This window comes from Paenibacillus allorhizosphaerae, assembly GCF_042659105.1.
Classification (GTDB): Bacteria; Bacillota; Bacilli; order Paenibacillales; family NBRC-103111; genus Paenibacillus_G; species Paenibacillus_G allorhizosphaerae.
Map to the genome: position 1 here is coordinate 943,700 of NZ_JBHSRV010000002.1, position 17,925 is coordinate 961,624.

The following is a 17,925-nucleotide window of genomic DNA, read 5'->3' on the forward strand; positions in this document are numbered from 1 at the left end:
ATGAATGTTCTGTTGTTGCTGGAGGTGGTAGCGGCGGGAATGGCCGTCATGTGCGGCCGCCGGCATTACTTGGACTGGATAAAAGGCCATCCGGAATTGTTCCGGGGCACCGCTTTCGTCTTATTAAGCGCAGCTGCGTTATGGCTGACGGATCGATGCCGGTTGGCTGAGCGCTTTACTGCATCCGTGGGGAAAATCCACCATCTCATGGTCGGTTTGTACGGGGCCAAACAAGCGCTTCCCTACACCAGATGGTTCCTGGCTAAAATGCTGATCATGATGTTCGGTGTCTTTTCCTTGTTTACTGCGCTTGGAGGCGCGGCGGACGGGAACGCTGAAGTGCTCGTTTATGGCGCGCTGATAGCGCTTCTTCTTCCGTTTTTGCTCTATAAGCAAACGTTCGATCGGCTGAAGCGGAGAAAACAACAAATGCTGATCGAACTTCCGGAAATCGTAAATCAACTGATGTTATTGATCGGAGCGGGCGAGACGGTGGCTCAGGCGCTCGTCCGTACGGTACCTACGAAGGAGGCGGAAATGACTCCGCTGCAAAAGGAGTTGAATGCAGCCGTATACGCGCTGAAGATGAACACCTCGTTCCCAAGGGTCATGGAAGATTTCAGCAAACGTTGTGGCTTGCCGGAGGTCTCGTTATTTACAACGACACTGCTGCTCAACTATAAGCGTGGAGGAGAGGATTTAATCATCTCGTTAAAAGAACTATCGGTCACGCTATGGGAAAAACGCAAATCCTTGGCACGAACGCTCGGCGAGGAAGCGTCTTCGAAAATGGTATTCCCGATGGTGCTCATCTTTTTTGCAGTGATGGTCATTATCGCCGCCCCCGCGCTGCTTGTGATGAATTAACGAACGTTACGATAAAAAGGAGTGTTTGAGAAATGACGCTGGTTCAAGCAGGATGGAAACGATTTTGGAAAGAAGAGGACGGACTCGGCACGCTGGAAATATTACTCATTATTGCCGTGCTGCTTATTATTGCCATTGCTTTCCGAAAGTGGATCATGAAATGGGTGGGGGATTTGTTTAATAACGCGAATACGGAAGTCAACTGATGATGGAAAATAAAAATTGTTAGTCGAAAATAAAATGCGTTAGTGAGCGAGAAAGTTCGTTATTGGAAAATAAAGCTCGTTAGTGATATTTACAAAAGTAAACAAATCCAGAACAAACCCTTGTTATTACTGGTGTTTCCGAAATGTTTATTCCATTAGTTAGACTTTGCAAAAAAAGATGATGAAGGAATAATTGAGGTAGTATAAAAAAACTATAAATAAATTTTATATTCAATGACAAAGGAAGCACTTCAAGAGGAGGCGCTTCCTTTGTTGTCGATGTATCGTATTTGTTCCTTACTTTCTAAATATCTCACGCAATATAATTTTAGCCTTAACAATATCCTCGTCCGACTGTTTAATTAGAAGATCAACCATCTCCTGTAAATCCCGTTGCTTGTTGGTTGGCCCCAATTGAATATCCGCATACCGAAAAAGTTCTTGAACTTCAACTTCAAGGGCTTCTGCCATTTTCTCCAGATTTAACAACGTGATGTTTTTCTCTCCGCGTTCAACTGCCCCCACATATGCAAAATGGAATCCCGATATCTCCCCGAATTTCTCTAGCGTTAGATCCTTTTCTTTTCGAATGTCACGTATGCGGGATCCCACAAGTTTTAAAATATCGCCTGTCATGAACAACACCTCAAAACAAGTGTAGACAAGAGAAAGGTTCGGAAACATGATCCTATAAGTATAAAAAATGAAAATAACTATCCATAAGTATAAAATGATATATTTAGGAAATTACTAGAATTATAGATTAATAATTCGGTTCAAAGAGGTGGATTTTTTATGGCCATATTCTTCAGTAAAGCCTTCATTACACCTAAAGGTATCTATTTTAAATCCTCGTATTATTCTTGCAAGGTGGCTATTCGAAAACAGTGGTTTCATCCAGCGAATCGTCAGATCAACAAATTGGTATGGGTAGCCTATTTTAAAAACGACAAAAGATACATTTTGATTTTAAAAAAGCATAAAGCCTTTTTGGCATCTGAATTAAATAATCCAATAAATGTTTCTGAAGAAGTTCGGCATGCTTATTTTGAGGAAATTAATAGACTAAAAAAAATCAGAAAAGTAGAAAAGAAACGTCGTATACAGCCGTTTCGAAAAAAACGCTATCGATCTGAATAGTAAATCAAAAAATTGGGATAATATCTTTGAATATTCCATTTTCCAGTTTATGGGGTGAGTAAATGCCGGCCAAATTTAAGTATGCCATTGATGAGAAGACGATCGCAAAGCGAATAGCCGAAGGTCGAGGGAGCGGAACAGGCCGATCCTATATCCCTTGGATATACGTTCATGAGGTACCTTCGAAGGGGAAATCCAGCATTCGAGGGGGGTGGAAGACAGGAAGGGAACATCATTTTTTATCTTTCCTTGAAGCATCGTATTTCTACATCCTGGAATGGGGCGATAGCATTATCGATATTCGAGAACAATTTCCTCTTCTGCCGCGAGAAGAAACTCAGGCAATAGCAACTGATCTGGGTGTTGAGCATCCGAAGGATACACGGACTGGGGTCGATATCGTGATTACAACGGACGTTGTGCCAACGTTCGAGACTACACATGGTTCAAAGATTAAAGCGAGGTCAGTTAAGTATGAGGATGACCTTAAGGACCAACGTACAAAAGAAAAGCAATTAATAGAAAAGATATACTGGTCGAGAAGAAATGTGGACTGGAATGTCGTAACAGAAAAATCTATCTTGGTACCAATGGTTCAAAATATACAATGGCTTCATAAGTCACGTGACCTATTCGGATTGTTTTCAAATATAGAGATGAACACTTTGCAAGACATTAAGGAAAAGATTCTGAAGCATCTACCGGTGACTAGGCAAAAGCTGGCTGATTTTACTGATGCGTTGGATGAATATTTTCAAGTTCCGCCCAGTACTTGCTTGACAATGGTTAAGCATTTAATCGCAAACAAGAAACTGGTCACAAATATGGAGCAAGTTATCCATCCCTGCAACGTTATCAAGATAACACTTCCGAGGTAGGAGGCAATCAACCCATGCAAGTACTCACAGTAAATCAAGTTTTACAGTGGACTCCGTTCGAAGACAACAATTCCAAATTTGAGCGCATCCTTTATATCTCTCCCGATCAGGATTATTTATATGTCATTAATCTGAATGCGGAAGACTTTCCCGTTATGAGGCTAGTAGAAGATGTATCAACAGCAATTCTTTCTGAAGAAGCACGAGTCGTGAATTTCTCAACAGAAGTGGAGAAGTTTTCGTACGAATCTCTGCCTGATGATCGTAAAGAGGAAATTGACGAGGCTTGGAATGCTATAAAGGAATTAGTGGAGAATGAGCCTTACATCTACGTTAGCGATTACCGGGGGCCGATGGTAACCGATTGCATGAATAAGACGGGTTTTTCCATGCCCAGAGTTCATCGTTGCTTAAAAAAATATTGGAGGTCTGGAAAGATCAAGATCGGTCTCCTTAATCACTACCATAACTGCGGTGGGCGAGGCAGTGATAAAGTAGCAACAAATCTAACAGCAAAAAGAGGCAGGAAACGAAAAATTACCAGACTAGAACCCGAGAAAGTTGGAATAAACACGGATGATTATGTTTTGAAGAAGTTCAAGTTTGCTTACAGGAAATATCACCTTAGAGAGAATCTTTCTCTGAGGGAATCGTTCAAAAAAATGCTGCGAACCTTTTTTATCAGTCTTTATGAAGAGGGAAACGGTAGGATTAAACCCGTGCTTCTTCCTAGAGAGCAAAGACCCGAGTTTAAGACGTTTTGCTATTACGTTAACAAATTTAAAAATTCTAATTTTATTGGCGACTCCCTTGCTTTAGTGGGAGAACGAAGATTTAATCTCGAACTAAGGGCAAAAATCGGGAACCAAACGAAAGCTGCTCTAGCACCAGGCTCGGTATTCCATATCGATGCAACAATCGCTGATATCTACTTGACAAGCAGCTACAGAGAATTTTTGCCAATTGGCCGACCGGTTATCTATAGTGTAATCGATTTGTTTAGTCACTTCATTGTTGGCCTTTATATCGGGTTCGAGGGGCCGTCCTATTTAGGTGCAGCGATGGCGATTTACAATACTGGATCTTCAAAGGTAGAGTATTGCCGTAAGCTCGGAATCCCAATTGCTGAAGAAGACTGGCCGGCGGTCTATCTTCCTAGACAATTCACTGCAGATCGAGGAGAAATGCTAACCAAAAAAAATACAGGACTTCGAAATTTATTGGGTGTCGATATCGAATATATGGCTCCTTATCGTGCAGATTGGAAAGCTTTAGTGGAGAGCTTTTTCAATGTTTATAAAGTCGGGGCCATAAGCCGGTTGCCAGGTGAAGTCTCTATGGAAATGCGCCGTAGGGGAGATCCAGACCCAAGAACGAAAGCGGTACTTACCCTAAGAGAATTTTCTGAAATCATGATCGATTTGGCAATCTGGCACAACAATGATCATTGGATGAAGGGATATGAGTTAGATGAGCATATGATTGCCGAGGGTATAAAACCTATTCCTCGCGATTTATGGCTGTGGGGAATGAAAAGAAGAGGCCATTGTCTCCGTACTTTCCAAGAGGATGTGTTGAAAATAAATTTATTGCCGACTGAAACGGGAAGGATCACAAACCTTGGAATCAAATTTAAGGGTATTCACTATAAATGTGATCAAGCTATACGTGAAGGATGGTTTGTTGATGGAAATCCGCGAATGGGGCAACAATTGAACATTGCTTATGACCCAAGATTTACGGACAAAGTTATCCTTAAAGGTGAAAACGGGATCGGTTACCAAGAGCTTGTCATGATTGATCCTGACCATAATGCAAAAGAAAAGACGTGGGACGAGTTTTTGCACATTCTGGAAGTAATCGATTTGGAGCATGAAGTATATAAAGAAGCTGAGGAGCAGGCCGAAGCAGTAAAGGGTTATAATAGGGACAAGATCACTGAGACGGCCAAGTTAATTAAGCAAGCGGCAGGTTCAAACCATTCCAAACCTATTAATGGTATCGCGGAACGTAAAGCAATGGAGAAGGAGCTTAACCGCGCAAAAGAGCATTTTTTCTACAACAACCCCAACGAAGAGGTTTCTTTTGATGATAACGAAATCAATGGCGATAATGTCGTTTTATCCGAAACATCTATTAACAAACAGGAAGCTTCTGAGGAAAAAGCGATAGGAAATGCTCGCCTCATGGCTTTACTTTCCGAACAAGCAATGAAATCCAGTTAAGGATGGTGGTAAGTGAAATGGAAGCAATAGAAAAGAATTTATTCTTTTTAAAGGGTGCAGATGTCGAAGCCTTATATAGGAGGGCAGAGATAGAGAAATACCGTAACAACCTACTAATTGAAGCATTGCAACCTATTCACAATATGCAAACGGTCATCAAAAAGTTAACCAAAACAGTGCGTTTTCATGAACGAGATCGTTTGAAAAATGAAACACTTCGCATCCATTGTATCTATGATTTAGCACGACTTGTCCAACCGCTGGAAAATCACCTTAGGATTGAACAAAGCCTTTCGATTCTCATTCGTGATGGGTATGTGGATCGTAACCCTCTCACGGTAAATGGGGTTCGTTTACGCAATGAAGGAGCGGAAAATGTTGCGAAGGCTATGCAAGTGTATAAGGTTACTAAGAAGTTAAACTCGCAGAATGTTTCCTTCGATAAAATGTCGTACAAAACCTCAGGAGGTGGACTATCGCTAATTGGGGTTTCCGGAATGGGAAAGACAACGGCAATCAACAACATTTTAATGACGATGTACCCTGCTCAGGTTATCAGGCACGGGCAATATAAGGGTCTCAATATAAACTCAACGCAGATTGTCTGGATGAAACTGGAATGTCCTTCGAAGGGTTCAATCAGAAGTCTTTGTCTACACTTCTTTCAGATCTTGAAGGAGTTGGTAGGAGAAGAGCACTACGATACTTTCGTCAAGAATAGAGCAACCATCGACCAGATGATCCCTCAAATGGCTCAGATGTGTGCAACTTATATGGTAGGTGTCTTAATCATTGATGAAATCCAGCATCTTTGCGGAAACACAGATGAAGAAGAAGACATGCTGAATTTCTTTGTGACGTTAAAAAACATGCTGGGTATCCCGATAATCCTTATCGGGACAAATAAGGCATGGGACATGCTATCGAAGGAATTTCGGCAACTGCGAAGAGCATGTGAGCATTTCGGGGTTATTTTTTGGGAGCGTATGGATTTTAGAGCTTTAGATGCGCCGGATGATTCCGAAGTCGGGATAGATTGGAAGTTGTTTTTGGGCACACTCTGGAAGTATCAGTGGACTCGTAATCCGGTTGAATTAAGCTCTGCACTTAACGAAGCGATGTACGAATATTCCCAAGGGGTTACAGACATTGCGATTAAATTATTTATGATTGCACAATGGAGATCAATTAATTCCGGAGTGGAGATAATAACACCGCAAATTATTCGAGACGTTGCCGAAAACGAGCTTAGGGCTCTTAAGCCCGTGCTGCAAGCAGTTAAACTTAACGACTATGTAACGTTGGAGTCGTTAAAGGATATTTATGTAAAGGACTTCAATATCGATAAGTTTTTCAATAAAGCACTTGCAGAAATGGCCAAGAGAAATCTAACTTTTGCTAATAAACCCGAAAATGAAGGGACAAAAAAAGACGTAATAGACTTATCGTACGAAGCCGTTAAATGGTTAATGGAAGCACAAGTTCCTATGAACCATGCTGAAACCATTGTACGGGCTCTAATCGAACAGCATAAAAATATCTTGCTGCCAGAGTTAAAAAGCATGGCGCTTCAAACTTATGCTAAATTAAAGTTACAAGTAGATAAGAAACTAAGGGCTGGTGCTAAGAAAACAAAGAAAGAAAACGAATCCCAGAAAATTGACCTTTCGGGTGATATTGTCCCAGTAGGGGGAGTTTAGAATGCCAATGCCCTTTTTCCCTGCTCTGTATCTGGGCGAACTGATTGCACGTTCGCTCGGTTTTACTCCCTGGGTAATGAATTCGTAACTTCCAAACAACGATGAAACGATTGTTTCATAAACAGGATCTGCCGTGCATTTAACAGTTCATGAGTCAGAAATTATAATCGACTCCAATCATACGGTCTCAGACTTATTAAAATTTTACTATATCCGTATTACGTATCATTTCTTTAATCGTGAGGAAGTGATGAATTTCAGTGAATACTCCCGGAGAAACCGGTCAAAAAGGGCTCTAAAGTGCTATCCTGCTTGTTTTAAAGCAGATAATGCAATAGGCTAGCACACTAGCGCCTCGTACACTAAGCCCCCGGTTGATCATTGAATCCCAAGTATAATTTATTTGAGTTCGGAAATTACTAGCTCTATAGATTCATAAAAAAACGAGAGAACTGTTTTTTTTAGAAACGATACCACTTTCTTTCCTTTTTTTCTACACTTTGTCCGATCGAACGGCTTTTAGCACGTTCTCCTGGTTCCACCATCAGTCTGCAATTGAAGCTTATGAAACGTTTGTATTCTCTAGCAATTTCGCCAAGACAAGGTGGTGAGAAATCAGTAACACAGTTCGACTGATAAATATATCACGAAATTGTTCATTTACTTTCACTTCCATTGGTCTTTTTATGGACCTGATAAAGGCAAATCTGTGAACAAAATTAGTAGGGAGGCAATTAGAAGGTGAATTTGATTTTCACCTAATCAAATATGAAAATATTTTTAAATAAAATGCATTTTTTAAAAATGAAGAGGATATAAGAAAGAATAGTAGGGAGGTAGATGTCCAATGCTTAATTTTTTTCCGTGCCCTTATCCCGATGAGGATTTTGGAAGTATTATCCACCGATATTTTAAGTTATCCGGAAGGCCTCATATGAAAGACATTATGAATAAATTATTTCAAGTAAAAACAGTAAGAAATAGATTTATTCTTCCCAAAAATCTATTGATATTATTAAATAATATATTGGGCGAACACTCATATTCTTTAGAAAGAATAGTCAAAGAACATTCTTATTTACCATTAATGAAACCATTTTACTTAGCTGCTGAATATCACAACATTATTGAAGATATTGGTATGACAAAAGGAAGGATTGTAGTTGGTAGCGATCAACTCAGGCATATGATTTCTAATCAAGTTCGTTATTGTCCCCAGTGTCTTTTAGAAGATTATCAAAAATTTGGCGAATCTTACGTACATAGAATTCATCAATATAAATTTGTTCAGGTTTGCCCTAATCACCATACATATCTAATATCATCGTGTCCAGAGTGTCAACAACCTTTTTTATATCATAATAGAAGACTGTTAGGAACACCTTATTGTAGTAATAAACATTATCTACCGTCATTCACAAAACACACTTTATACACTGAAACCCTAGAGAAATTGATACATCAAGTGGCAGATGATACAAAATTTCTTATCTATAATGAAAAAGATATAAATATCGAATTGATTAGACAAAGATATAGAGGCCATTCCTTAAAAAAAGGGTACTTTTCGCCAAATGGATTAATGCAAAAAAATAAAAGTTTTATTCAAGATTTTTTTGACTTTTTCTCAGAAAAAAATCTAGAAGTTTTAGGGATAAAAATAAATCAGATACATAGAAAATTTGCTCAAGTCTACTTTAATCTTCAAAGTAATCATTATAATATCTTGATTCATATTTTACTCATGATTTATTTTTCAGGTTCAGTGAGTAATTTCCTAAATCAAACAATTACTGATACTGAACCTTTTATTCCTTTTGGCCAGGGGCCCTGGGAATGTCTCAATGAGTTATGTTCAAAATATAAACAAAACTCCATAGAAGCATGTCAAAGATATAGTTTCAGAGATGTAATTTATGGAAAATTCCAATGCGAAAAATGTGGATATACTTATACGAAGAAATGCAATAGAGCAACATTACAAAACTTAGATGGAATTTACGTAAGGGATAGAGGTTGGCTTTGGGATAAGAAAGAAGAAGAAATATATAAACTTTATGAGAAAGAGATCCAAAAAGCGCAAATATTAAACAAAAGGAATCGTATTCTAGACAAAAAAATACAAATACCCGAAAGAAATTCGTTTGCTTGGATTAACCTTTTATTTCAAGTTTATGCGAATGTAAAAAGTTATAAAGAAACTGCTAGAATCCTAAAAACTACAGAGATAACAGTGAAAAATATATTGATTAAACATCAGAAAAAAACTGCCTAGACTAAATGGGGGACGCCCTAGCCTCTCGGTCAGAATCTATGTATTGATTTTGAGAAAATGGTCCGTGGAATACGATGGCACTTTATTTATCCTATGTAGGCTTTGAAGAATGTAGAGAACCAAAGCCTGAATTATTTATTGAATATTTCCCAACTAACTACGAAAATTTCTGGGGGGATTCTCCTTCTCGCTATAACTAGTTTTTATATGTAAACATAAAAATACTCCCCACCAGCCTCAAGCTCATGAGAAAATGAAGGCATCCTAAATGAGGAGGTTGCCTCATGACAAAAAGAGATCAACGTCAAAACGAGTGGGCGAAACGCATTGAAGCTTATAAGGCCAGCGGACTCACGATGGTAGCATGGTGCAGTGCCAATAAAGTCAATTTGGAACAATTGAAATATTGGACACGGAAACTCAAAAAAATCGCCTCGTCAGACATCGTTTCTTCGGCACGCTTTATTCCGGTTACCGTCACGGAGCTCGACGCTCCTCTTGCCCCTTCTTCGCTTGTTATTCATGTCGGGCATGCCAGCATCATCCTCCAAAAAGGATTCGACCGGGAGTTGCTACGTGAAGCGGTGGAGCCTTAACCTCATCATGCTGACGTTTTCATACGCACACCCTGTCTATCTGGCTGTCGGCGCCACGGACTTGCGTAAATCAATCGATGGACTCGCTGCTCTTGTCCAAGAAGGTTATGGCCTGAATCCATTCTCTCCGAGCTTGATCGTGTTTTGCAATCGCGAGCGTAACAAACTCAAGCTCCTCTTTTGGGAGGTCAATGGTTTCTGGCTTTTTTACCGTCGTTTGGAACACGGCACGTTTCAGTGGCCGACCGGCAATGAACAAGTTGTGACGGTCACCTCTCGCGAGCTTCGCTGGCTGCTTGACGGGCTTTCCCTTAGCCAGCAGCAAGCCCACGCAAGAGTTATGGTGGAAACCGTGATTTAGATTCGCCATTTCGTCATATAAGCATGCAGGAACCAAGCCAAGAACAAACGAAATGAAACGGTATGGAAAACCGTGCGGAAATCTCACCTACAATCGAAGAACTGAAACAAAAGACGGCAAAGCAGGAACAGCAAATTACATATAAATCACCACACTTGCCTTAACATGCATAATATCAATGGAGCATTAGTGTAAATTGGTCGAGATGCCAATGTAAGCTAGATTTTTGATTGCAGGTAAATCATTAATATGGTAATATTTAGCTAACGGAAGCACCGTTAATCCAAGCTTGATTGGATTAATGGTGCTTTTTTTTGATTTTCTTTAAAAAGGAGGTAACGTTAATGAATACGGAACATTTGGTAATGTGTGTACTGAACCAAACGAAAGTCGAGATATTGATGGGAAGTATAGTCGATTATTATGGAAAGATACTTGGGGTAACGGATGAAACGATTAAAGTTGAGGGCGGGTATTATCTTCGTGAACACTGCATCGTACGATTTAAAAAGAGAAAATAAAAGTACTGATCGCATCTTGTGCTGCCCATGCTTCCAAATTTAACGTTGTAAAAAACTCTTGAAGATTTGGAACGCACGTTCCATAAACGTATTATGAAACGCAATAACTTATAACAAAGGAGAAAGTTGTAGTGGGACGATTTGGGCTCGAGCTCGGTGGTGAAGAGCGAACGCAGAGGGAAATCGCGAAGGAGCCGGGGATCAGCAGATCGTATCGCGGATTTAGTGAGAAGCGGGCATTGATGAAGCTGTATCATGAGTTTTATAAAGTGAAGCGGCAAAGAGGGGCACCCCCTCTTTTTCTTTTTCATCGTCGGTGGACAAGCAACTTCTGTGAGGTGTTTGTTTTACCAATAACGCCGCCAGGGGATAACACTGCCACTGCAACTGCAATCATATAGTCAACGTTTAAATTCTATTAACTTGTAAATAATAGTACTAGTTTCATAATCTAATTGTTTTTTATTGAAAGGTTGCGAACAATTTTGACTATACACGGAATCGAGGGGTTTATTCAGTCTGGATTGTACTGGGAATTGAAACAACAGGAAGGAAGAGCAAAAATTATAAAAGACATGATTCGTGAAGAGCAATCGGCACTAAATAGAAAACGGATGGTTTGGACAAGCATAGGGGTGGTTGGACAATTTCAATATTCCAATTCGTACGAGTATAATCGGTTAGAATTGAACGAACACCTTTACGATCTTGGCCTTCTGCCAGAAATAGCTACAACAATTGATGGGGATTTATTATCTAATGCACAAGCAACGGAACTTAAGCGATTCTGCATTCCTGGGAAAAGGTATGTGCGATATAGTCCGAATCATTTGGGAAGGGTTGATTGTTCTTTGTCTAATGACGTTTATAATTCTTATTTTAGCTTGCCATTAAAAAAAAGGTGAGTGTTTGGAGAGAGTCGCATGAAAGAAAAGAGGCTTTAAGATTAGCTTGGGACAACGAACGTGTACAAGCAATAGGTGCAGAAGGCTTTCAGCATTCAAGGAATATCTATCTGGAGACAGGGACACTTTCTTTACGAACTACACCGGAGAGCTATCGAGCATCAGATGTCCTGAGATTATTTGGCCCTGATACATTAATTCAGTGCGCAAAAATAGATCAAGAAAAACTAGATGAGTACGCGGCAAGGGGATATTTGAGAAAATCAGAGCTCAAGTCATTTAGAAAATTAATAAGTGTCCAAGAAAGATACCTTCTGATGACCGTGCAGAGTGAGGAAGAGAAACGAAAATACTGGGATTCAAAACTAAGCAGACTCTCCACGTTGAGTCAGTTGTCAAACCTGTTCAAGAGGAGCTATTAAGTATTTATTCACAAGATATTAAATGAGGAAAAATGGTCTTTACATGATCCGATTGGAACGGTTAAAAAAGTGAATGAAATTACGCTGATCGATAGCCTTCGTTCTGAAAGTTTGAGCTAACGGGAGACGATAGCTTAATAAGACAACACCCTGGCAGCCGGCTAGTTGAACGGCTACCTTTCTCAACTAACGGCTAGTTTACAATATAAAAAACGTCTTGTAGCAGATCGCAGCGACGGTCTGCTTTCTTGCATAGATAGATGGGTGAGAGCGAACGAACCGACATTTCTGAGAATTTTGAGCATAATGGATATGGTTTCCTCTGTTATACTTAATTTCAAACGAATTCTTGGCAGGTGAGAACCTTGAGTTACGCTGATTCAGTCCAGAGGGTGATTGACCTCATCGAGGAGCGTCTGGAGGAGGAGTTTGAGCTTTCTTCACTCGCAGAGGTTGCATATATTTCGGTTGCGCAGTTGTACCGGGTTTTTTATGCGCTTACTGGGCATCCCATAAAAGATTATATCCGTAAACGGAGAATAAGTGTTTCCGCCAATCACCTTCGTAATTCAAAACTCGCCGTCGAAGAGATCGCTTGGATGAGCGGTTTTGAAACCTATCATGCTTTTGCCAAAGTGTTCAAGAAAATCGTAGGACTGACACCTGCTGCCTATCGACAAGCAAATATTTTCTTCAGCTTTGAACCGATTCAGCTTCAGGAGCAGGTCGCTTATATGGAAGACAGGGATCAGATGGAGCGTTTCCCGGACGTCAAAGTGGTCCGGTTTATGCCGGGGAGGATGCACACCTATCTTTATTTGTCCGATCAGGTAGAGGGAATGGAAAATGAGGGCTTCCGTATTGTAAGCGAAAAGCTTGCTGCTCTGGCGGCGAAGATGAACGTGAAGTCAAGGGTCCGGATATTCGGTCATAATGTGGAAGTTCCCGATGAAGGTGGCGAGCCTCGATACGGTTACAAAGTGCTGATTGAGCTTCAAGAGGGGAAGCTTATCGACAACAGTCCGGATTTTACTGAGGAGATGTTCAACGGGGGGCTCTACGCCGTACGGAAGATTTCCGCTTCGCCTCCCAGGACCGTTCAAGAAGGATGGAACCGGCTGCTGTCTGAATGGCTCCCGAGAAGTACATTCGAAATCGGAAACCATCAATATGTGGAAGAATTCATAGCGTATAACGGCAAAGTAACCAGAATGAACCTTTATCTTCCCGTTCAGCGGAAGCTCGATTATAAACCGATTGAAATCGTGGAGTTGGCTGAAGTGCATGCCTGCTATTTCCGGGGACACGGACCCGCGGCACAGGCGGATGCCGAGCGAAGATTGATCGATTGGTACGAAAAGCGCGCAGAAGTGACTGGACTTACAAATACCGGAAACTACTATATGTCGTATGCATACGGCCATTCTGCGGATTCAGACGACTATTGGTGGGAGAATGGGATTCTGACCGGTGTCCGAGAGTTAAAAGGACTAACCGGCCTAAAGGAGAAACGGATCGGTTTCAGCACATACGCCTGCTGTATAAGCCGGACCTACGGAATGCTGGGTGGCGTACTTGAAAATATGCATCGTTGGATCGCTGCAAGCGGGAGCTACTTGCTAGATGAAAAGCGGCAATGGTTTGCGGAATATTACACACCGGATGGACGTGATGTGGAGCATGAGACCATCGTTAAAGTATATATCCCTATCCAATCCAACTCGTAGAGGAGAGTGACACAGTTGAAAAAGTTAGCAAAGAATGGTCATGAAGAAAACTATCAGCCACAACGGGTAACACAGGCCTTCAAGGTGCTTAAGGGCCAGACCGGCAACAGCGAGGGCCTGCAGCAAAATAAGCCCATTCTGCACTCAAACGGACTGGAGTACGCGATCGATCTGGTAACCCTAGTACAGTTGCCCGCCAGGAAACTTGCCCAAACGGTCAATTTCTATGTTAACGTGCTAGGATTGGAGCTGGAATACCCGGAGAGACCGATTGAACGAAACACGTTTTTACGCACGGTACCGAGAATCGGACCGGGTCTGCACATCCTAGAAACCCCGGCCATGGAATTCCGCCATCTGCATGGGACGGTAAACGGGAGTCTGCAAGAGTACTTGGCCTTATACGTCAAAGATCTGGCGCTGTTGAAAGAGAGACTGTCCCAAGCTGGTGCCGGGATTCTGGTGGAACCGACCAACGGTTATATGTCCTTCTTCGACCCGGAAGGCCATCTGATCGGGGCTTACGAGAGGAACGAAGCCGAAATTAACGATTCGTTTGAAACAAACATTACCGGTTTCCGGAACGTTCAGATGTACGTATCGGATCCTGCAAGTACGGTCGTTTTCTTCGAAAATGCGCTTGGCTTACAGCGTTTCACGGCTGAAGACGGCGCGATCATAATGGGGGTGAACAGCAGTGAAAAGAATCAGCCCACCATCCGGCTGGTGAAACAGGAGGATCCGGCGAACCCGCAGCCCATGCACTGGATTCTTGATGGCCGTCCGAAGCATGCGTTAGAGTTGCATTCGAAGAACATTGGAGCACTGACACTACGGGTGCTGGAGAATGGCGGGACCGTGAAAGAGGAGCTCGAATTCGGTGGTTGTGGCGGTTATTTGAAGCTTTACACGCCCGATGGGCATTACCTGTGGGTGAATCAGGATGTCAGGTACAGCGCTCAAGTGATGCTTGACGGCTACAAGCCGGAACGTGTACCGGCGCCGTTAATAACGATGAATCGTAAAACCAAAAGTGGGGTGCAGAGATGGTGATGGAGGATATGCAGCCTTATGTAGTCGAACATGGAGAATTGAAATTGATTGGCATACCGTGCATTAGTTTGCAAGATATGAGCGGGAAATATCGCCATGCCAAAGAAGGGCTGCTGTCTTCTGCGAAGCATTTGCCGTCCGTGAAGAATCCCTTCGTTCAATACGGAATCTGGCCGGAGGCGGAAACGCAGGGGAGCGCCGACCTGCATGCCTATATTCTTTGTGTGGAGGTTGAATCATTCGAAGGCATCCCGGAGTGGTATTTCCGGACCACGTTGCCTCCCCAGAAGTGTGTTGTAGTTGCCAATAAAGAAGGGGATTTTGACGCAGCAAGTCGCGCCGTAGATCAATATATCAGCGAAAGTGGTATGGAAGTTAGCTCAGAGGGCCGTAAGTACCTCATCTGTGAACGGTACAATGATAAGGGAGAAGGGTTTGCCCGTTACTCGCCCCCGATCAAATAAAGGGGGTTCTTCCGTCAGATGTGCCTGTGGTTGTATCTTTGACGTGTGTGCTTGTGTGCGGGTCCGAAACTGGCTGACAAGAACATGACAAGAACTTCACGATATTCCCAACAGCTCGTCGCTGAACTAACGAGGAACGTTAAGCTCCTCTTCGTTCATTAAAGTAACGGGCATTTATGTGAAACGATCTACAACAATGACGGACCCGCCAAATAAACAAATCCGTAATGAAACGAACTACAGCGGGGAGCGATGGAGTGGTAGCTTACGGCAGCTTCTTGATACGATCCATCCCTTACGAATCCGTCTTGCACCGGGGTTGCAGCCAAAAAAAATCGAAGTGATCTATGGCTTCGAACCGATTTCGACGAATCAAATGCTGGAGATGTATCAAGAGGCGGAAGAAACCGGAGCCACGATCGTCACACGCGATCTGCGGAAAAGCAGCGATCTGGTTGGGGGCAGCTTGTACTATCTGGTTAAGGGTCGTTTAGTTGAATGCCGGATTCTGGTTAGTCAGCTTGCCTCCAGCACGAGCCGCATTCATGTTCCGAGCATCGACGAGCATGAGGAGGAAATGCTCCTGGTTCATCAATGTCCGGCGGCTTATCTATATGATCGTCATCGGCACCAATTGATATGGGCTGAGGAAAAGGATGGCTTCTGCTTCCAATATGACCTAAGGGAACATCAACAGCTGACGAAAGAGGAGATTGTCCGGTTTGCCCAGTCGCTGGCTTTTTAATAGCAAGAGGCCATCGATTAAGAACGGCAACCTTAGATTTTTAAAAAGTGTCGGAAAAAGGGAGAGCAACTAATCAGCTTTAATACGTTAACGGATACGATAGCTCAATCATGACACGACGGCAGCCGGCCACACGATCGGCTGCCGATTTTCATTTGAAGTAACGGGCAGATTTGCTCAACAATTCTGTTTATTTAGTGATTTATCAATAGTATTTTGCAACAATATCCCGAATTTTTACGTTTGTTTGTTTGGGGTGGTAAATATGAGACTAACTTTATTAGTTTTCGCTTTGATGGGTTTAGTTGCATGTAATCAGTCTTCACATTCTGAAGAACAATTTACTGTAAATAACGTAATCCCCAAGGATCAAGTAGATAAACCGACCGTACCCACTCCAGAAAAAATCCCGTTTACTGCAACAATTTCTGTCCCAAGTCAAATAAAATCAAACGAAGAGTTCGTTGTTGAGGCAACACTTAAGAATTTATCTGATAAAGATTTAACCATTCTACATGCATCACGTGTTTTTTATTTCAAAATTACTGACAAGTATGGCAAGGGTGTCAATACATTCGTTATGGATGACGTAGGAATATTTCGACCTTTTCGAGGACAAGGGAGGATAACCGAGCAGTATGTATATAAACTTGAAACTCCTGGTTATTACGAAGTGTCAGCAATTGCTAGATTCTCAGTTGGTGAAGGGGATAATAAAAAAGATTTTGAACTTGAAACAAGCAAGGCAAGTTTTAAGGTTTTGCCGCTGAACTAAAGGGTTACGCTAGTTGAATCAATAAGTCTAAAACCTTCTATTAGAAGCAAACTAGAACTAATTGCTCTAATAGGAGGTTTTATTATGATTTTAAGCGAACTTTGGCGTCATTATGAGGCGGACAAGCGAATCCAAGGGTTTAGTCCAAATACATTGAAAGCTTATGCTTTGCAGCTCAAGATGCTGGTTACGGATCTCGGGGATATAGATATATCTGAGATAACATTGAATCTGCTGAAGGAATACCTAGCTAAGCAGTCCAATCGCTTAAAACCAAGCAGCTTAGGTCACCGCATCCGTTTTGTGCGATCACTATTCCGTTTTGCATATGAAGAAACCTATTTGCCTAACAATCCTTCGCTCAAATTGCGTGAGCCCAAAATGGATAAGCGGATTCCTAAGTTTTTGATGGAGGAAGATGTAATCCATCTAAAAATCTCATGTCAGACTCTAAGGGAAAGAGCGTTGCTTGAGTTTCTATACAGCACAGGCTGTCGTATTGGAGAGGTTGAGAAGTTAAACATTGAGGATTTGAACTGGGAGAACTGCTCTGCCATTGTAAACGGGAAGGGTTCTAAGCAGAGAGAAGTTTACTTCACCACGGAGTGTAAAGTATGGTTGAAGAAGTATTTAGCCAGTCGCGGCCTTGGATAAAATCTAAAGGTGCTCCGTTATCATGCAGCTGGCATGCATAGGTATGACGGAATCGATGGGGGTACACATTTGCCTCGACCGCTCCGCGTTCTGCCAGTCGCTTTAATGCCCACCTGAGCGTTGGGATGGCCATTCGCTTAACTGGATTTGAATCCGTTACAAATAAGGCTTTTGCTGGGTCATGAAAAAGCCTCGACCACGCAAATCTATGCTCAGCTCCGCGGTGAGCGAAGGAGAGAATTGTATCGTCGATTTTTTTAGTGGTTTTAACGGCGGAATCTCCTTTAGCGATCCGCCGCTATTCAACTAAATGGCAGGATAGTTCAATCATTTTGACGAACACCTAGGCATTAGGGAAATTACGAAGTTTACAAGCGCGAATTAGACGACCTGCTCTCGTTTGAAAAGTCT

General features: G+C 42.0%; 18 protein-coding genes and 1 pseudogene. 17 read left to right on the plus strand and 2 right to left on the minus strand.

Annotation, left to right across the window (positions count from 1 at the left end; all coding sequences use genetic code 11):
- Both ACFQI7_RS13075 and ACFQI7_RS13080 read left to right on the plus strand, forming a co-directional pair.
- Entirely contained in the window at positions 1-867 is an 867-nt protein-coding gene (locus tag ACFQI7_RS13075) for a type II secretion system F family protein (protein ID WP_230415224.1), read from the plus strand.
- Positions 868-899: 32 nt separating this feature from the next.
- Positions 900-1,073 (plus strand): Flp1 family type IVb pilin, encoded by a 174-nt coding sequence (locus ACFQI7_RS13080; RefSeq protein WP_218100420.1) that lies wholly within the window; start codon positions 900-902, stop codon positions 1,071-1,073.
- 297 nt (positions 1,074-1,370) lie between these two features.
- Here the strand turns inward: ACFQI7_RS13080 and ACFQI7_RS13085 are convergent, their stop codons facing one another.
- Positions 1,371-1,709, minus strand: coding sequence for a helix-turn-helix domain-containing protein (locus ACFQI7_RS13085; RefSeq protein ID WP_218100419.1), 339 nt, complete (start codon positions 1,707-1,709; stop codon positions 1,371-1,373).
- Positions 1,710-1,868: 159 nt separating this feature from the next.
- Between ACFQI7_RS13085 and ACFQI7_RS13090 the strand changes: the two genes are divergently transcribed.
- From ACFQI7_RS13090 to ACFQI7_RS13160, 15 genes and pseudogenes are all read left to right on the plus strand, one after another.
- The gene (locus ACFQI7_RS13090; RefSeq protein WP_218100418.1) at positions 1,869-2,213 is read left to right on the plus strand and encodes a hypothetical protein; all 345 of its coding nucleotides are present in this window, start codon (positions 1,869-1,871) and stop codon (positions 2,211-2,213) included.
- A 62-nt stretch (positions 2,214-2,275) separates the two neighbouring features.
- Complete coding sequence (locus tag ACFQI7_RS13095; RefSeq protein WP_218100417.1) at positions 2,276-3,091, plus strand: TnsA endonuclease N-terminal domain-containing protein; 816 nt, start codon at positions 2,276-2,278, stop codon at positions 3,089-3,091.
- Between the two features lie 14 nt (positions 3,092-3,105).
- Positions 3,106-5,316 carry a Mu transposase C-terminal domain-containing protein gene (locus ACFQI7_RS13100; RefSeq protein ID WP_218100416.1) on the plus strand — a complete coding sequence of 737 codons (2,211 nt, stop codon included), beginning with the start codon at positions 3,106-3,108 and terminating at the stop codon, positions 5,314-5,316.
- A 17-nt stretch (positions 5,317-5,333) separates the two neighbouring features.
- Positions 5,334-7,016, plus strand: a complete 1,683-nt coding sequence (locus tag ACFQI7_RS13105) for an ATP-binding protein (protein ID WP_218100415.1) — start codon at positions 5,334-5,336, stop codon at positions 7,014-7,016.
- Positions 7,017-7,863: 847 nt separating this feature from the next.
- A complete protein-coding gene (locus tag ACFQI7_RS13110) occupies positions 7,864-9,291 on the plus strand; it encodes a TnsD family Tn7-like transposition protein (protein WP_377516893.1) in 1,428 nt (475 codons plus the stop codon).
- A gap of 284 nt (positions 9,292-9,575) precedes the next feature.
- Positions 9,576-9,887, plus strand: a complete 312-nt coding sequence (gene tnpA / locus ACFQI7_RS13115; protein WP_218103172.1) for an IS66 family insertion sequence element accessory protein TnpA — start codon at positions 9,576-9,578, stop codon at positions 9,885-9,887.
- Positions 9,868-10,248 (plus strand): IS66 family insertion sequence element accessory protein TnpB, encoded by a 381-nt coding sequence (gene tnpB / locus ACFQI7_RS13120; protein WP_218103173.1) that lies wholly within the window; start codon positions 9,868-9,870, stop codon positions 10,246-10,248. The genes tnpA and tnpB overlap by 20 nt, the downstream gene beginning before the upstream one ends.
- 637 nt (positions 10,249-10,885) lie before the next feature.
- Positions 10,886-11,047, plus strand: a pseudogene (locus ACFQI7_RS13125) (sigma factor-like helix-turn-helix DNA-binding protein); the annotation flags it as partial.
- Positions 11,048-11,305: 258 nt separating this feature from the next.
- Positions 11,306-11,674, plus strand: coding sequence for a hypothetical protein (locus ACFQI7_RS13130; protein WP_218103174.1), 369 nt, complete (start codon positions 11,306-11,308; stop codon positions 11,672-11,674).
- An 814-nt stretch (positions 11,675-12,488) separates the two neighbouring features.
- Positions 12,489-13,823 carry a helix-turn-helix domain-containing protein gene (locus ACFQI7_RS13135; protein WP_230415732.1) on the plus strand — a complete coding sequence of 445 codons (1,335 nt, stop codon included), beginning with the start codon at positions 12,489-12,491 and terminating at the stop codon, positions 13,821-13,823.
- Between the two features lie 15 nt (positions 13,824-13,838).
- Complete coding sequence (locus ACFQI7_RS13140; RefSeq protein WP_218103176.1) at positions 13,839-14,876, plus strand: VOC family protein; 1,038 nt, start codon at positions 13,839-13,841, stop codon at positions 14,874-14,876.
- Positions 14,870-15,340, plus strand: coding sequence for an effector binding domain-containing protein (locus ACFQI7_RS13145; protein ID WP_218103177.1), 471 nt, complete (start codon positions 14,870-14,872; stop codon positions 15,338-15,340). Before ACFQI7_RS13140 ends, ACFQI7_RS13145 begins: the two co-directional genes overlap by 7 nt.
- Positions 15,341-15,518: 178 nt before the next feature.
- The gene (locus ACFQI7_RS13150; RefSeq protein ID WP_218103178.1) at positions 15,519-16,085 is read left to right on the plus strand and encodes a hypothetical protein; all 567 of its coding nucleotides are present in this window, start codon (positions 15,519-15,521) and stop codon (positions 16,083-16,085) included.
- 265 nt (positions 16,086-16,350) lie between these two features.
- Positions 16,351-16,860: a hypothetical protein gene (locus ACFQI7_RS13155; protein WP_218103179.1), complete on the plus strand. Its 510-nt coding sequence runs from the start codon at positions 16,351-16,353 to the stop codon at positions 16,858-16,860.
- Between the two features lie 84 nt (positions 16,861-16,944).
- A complete protein-coding gene (locus ACFQI7_RS13160; protein ID WP_230415723.1) occupies positions 16,945-17,514 on the plus strand; it encodes a tyrosine-type recombinase/integrase in 570 nt (189 codons plus the stop codon).
- Here the strand turns inward: ACFQI7_RS13160 and ACFQI7_RS13165 are convergent.
- Positions 17,456-17,806: a tyrosine-type recombinase/integrase gene (locus tag ACFQI7_RS13165; RefSeq protein ID WP_329958304.1), complete on the minus strand. Its 351-nt coding sequence runs from the start codon at positions 17,804-17,806 to the stop codon at positions 17,456-17,458. The genes ACFQI7_RS13160 and ACFQI7_RS13165 overlap by 59 nt on opposite strands.
- Positions 17,807-17,925 lie beyond the last annotated feature (119 nt).

Excerpts from the sequence above, each read along its gene's own strand:
- ACFQI7_RS13155 (WP_218103179.1), top strand. The coding sequence starts at position 16,351 with ATGAGACTAACTTTATTAGTTTTCGCTTTGATGGGTTTAGTTGCATGT.
- ACFQI7_RS13090 (WP_218100418.1), top strand. The coding sequence starts at position 1,869 with ATGGCCATATTCTTCAGTAAAGCCTTCATTACACCTAAAGGTATCTAT.
- ACFQI7_RS13100 (WP_218100416.1), top strand. The coding sequence starts at position 3,106 with ATGCAAGTACTCACAGTAAATCAAGTTTTACAGTGGACTCCGTTCGAA.
- ACFQI7_RS13085 (WP_218100419.1), bottom strand. The coding sequence starts at position 1,709 with ATGACAGGCGATATTTTAAAACTTGTGGGATCCCGCATACGTGACATT.
- tnpA (WP_218103172.1), top strand. The coding sequence starts at position 9,576 with ATGACAAAAAGAGATCAACGTCAAAACGAGTGGGCGAAACGCATTGAA.
- ACFQI7_RS13110 (WP_377516893.1), top strand. The coding sequence starts at position 7,864 with ATGCTTAATTTTTTTCCGTGCCCTTATCCCGATGAGGATTTTGGAAGT.
- ACFQI7_RS13145 (WP_218103177.1), top strand. The coding sequence starts at position 14,870 with ATGGTGATGGAGGATATGCAGCCTTATGTAGTCGAACATGGAGAATTG.
- ACFQI7_RS13105 (WP_218100415.1), top strand. The coding sequence starts at position 5,334 with ATGGAAGCAATAGAAAAGAATTTATTCTTTTTAAAGGGTGCAGATGTC.
- ACFQI7_RS13095 (WP_218100417.1), top strand. The coding sequence starts at position 2,276 with ATGCCGGCCAAATTTAAGTATGCCATTGATGAGAAGACGATCGCAAAG.
- ACFQI7_RS13160 (WP_230415723.1), top strand. The coding sequence starts at position 16,945 with ATGATTTTAAGCGAACTTTGGCGTCATTATGAGGCGGACAAGCGAATC.
- ACFQI7_RS13075 (WP_230415224.1), top strand. The coding sequence starts at position 1 with ATGAATGTTCTGTTGTTGCTGGAGGTGGTAGCGGCGGGAATGGCCGTC.
- ACFQI7_RS13080 (WP_218100420.1), top strand. The coding sequence starts at position 900 with ATGACGCTGGTTCAAGCAGGATGGAAACGATTTTGGAAAGAAGAGGAC.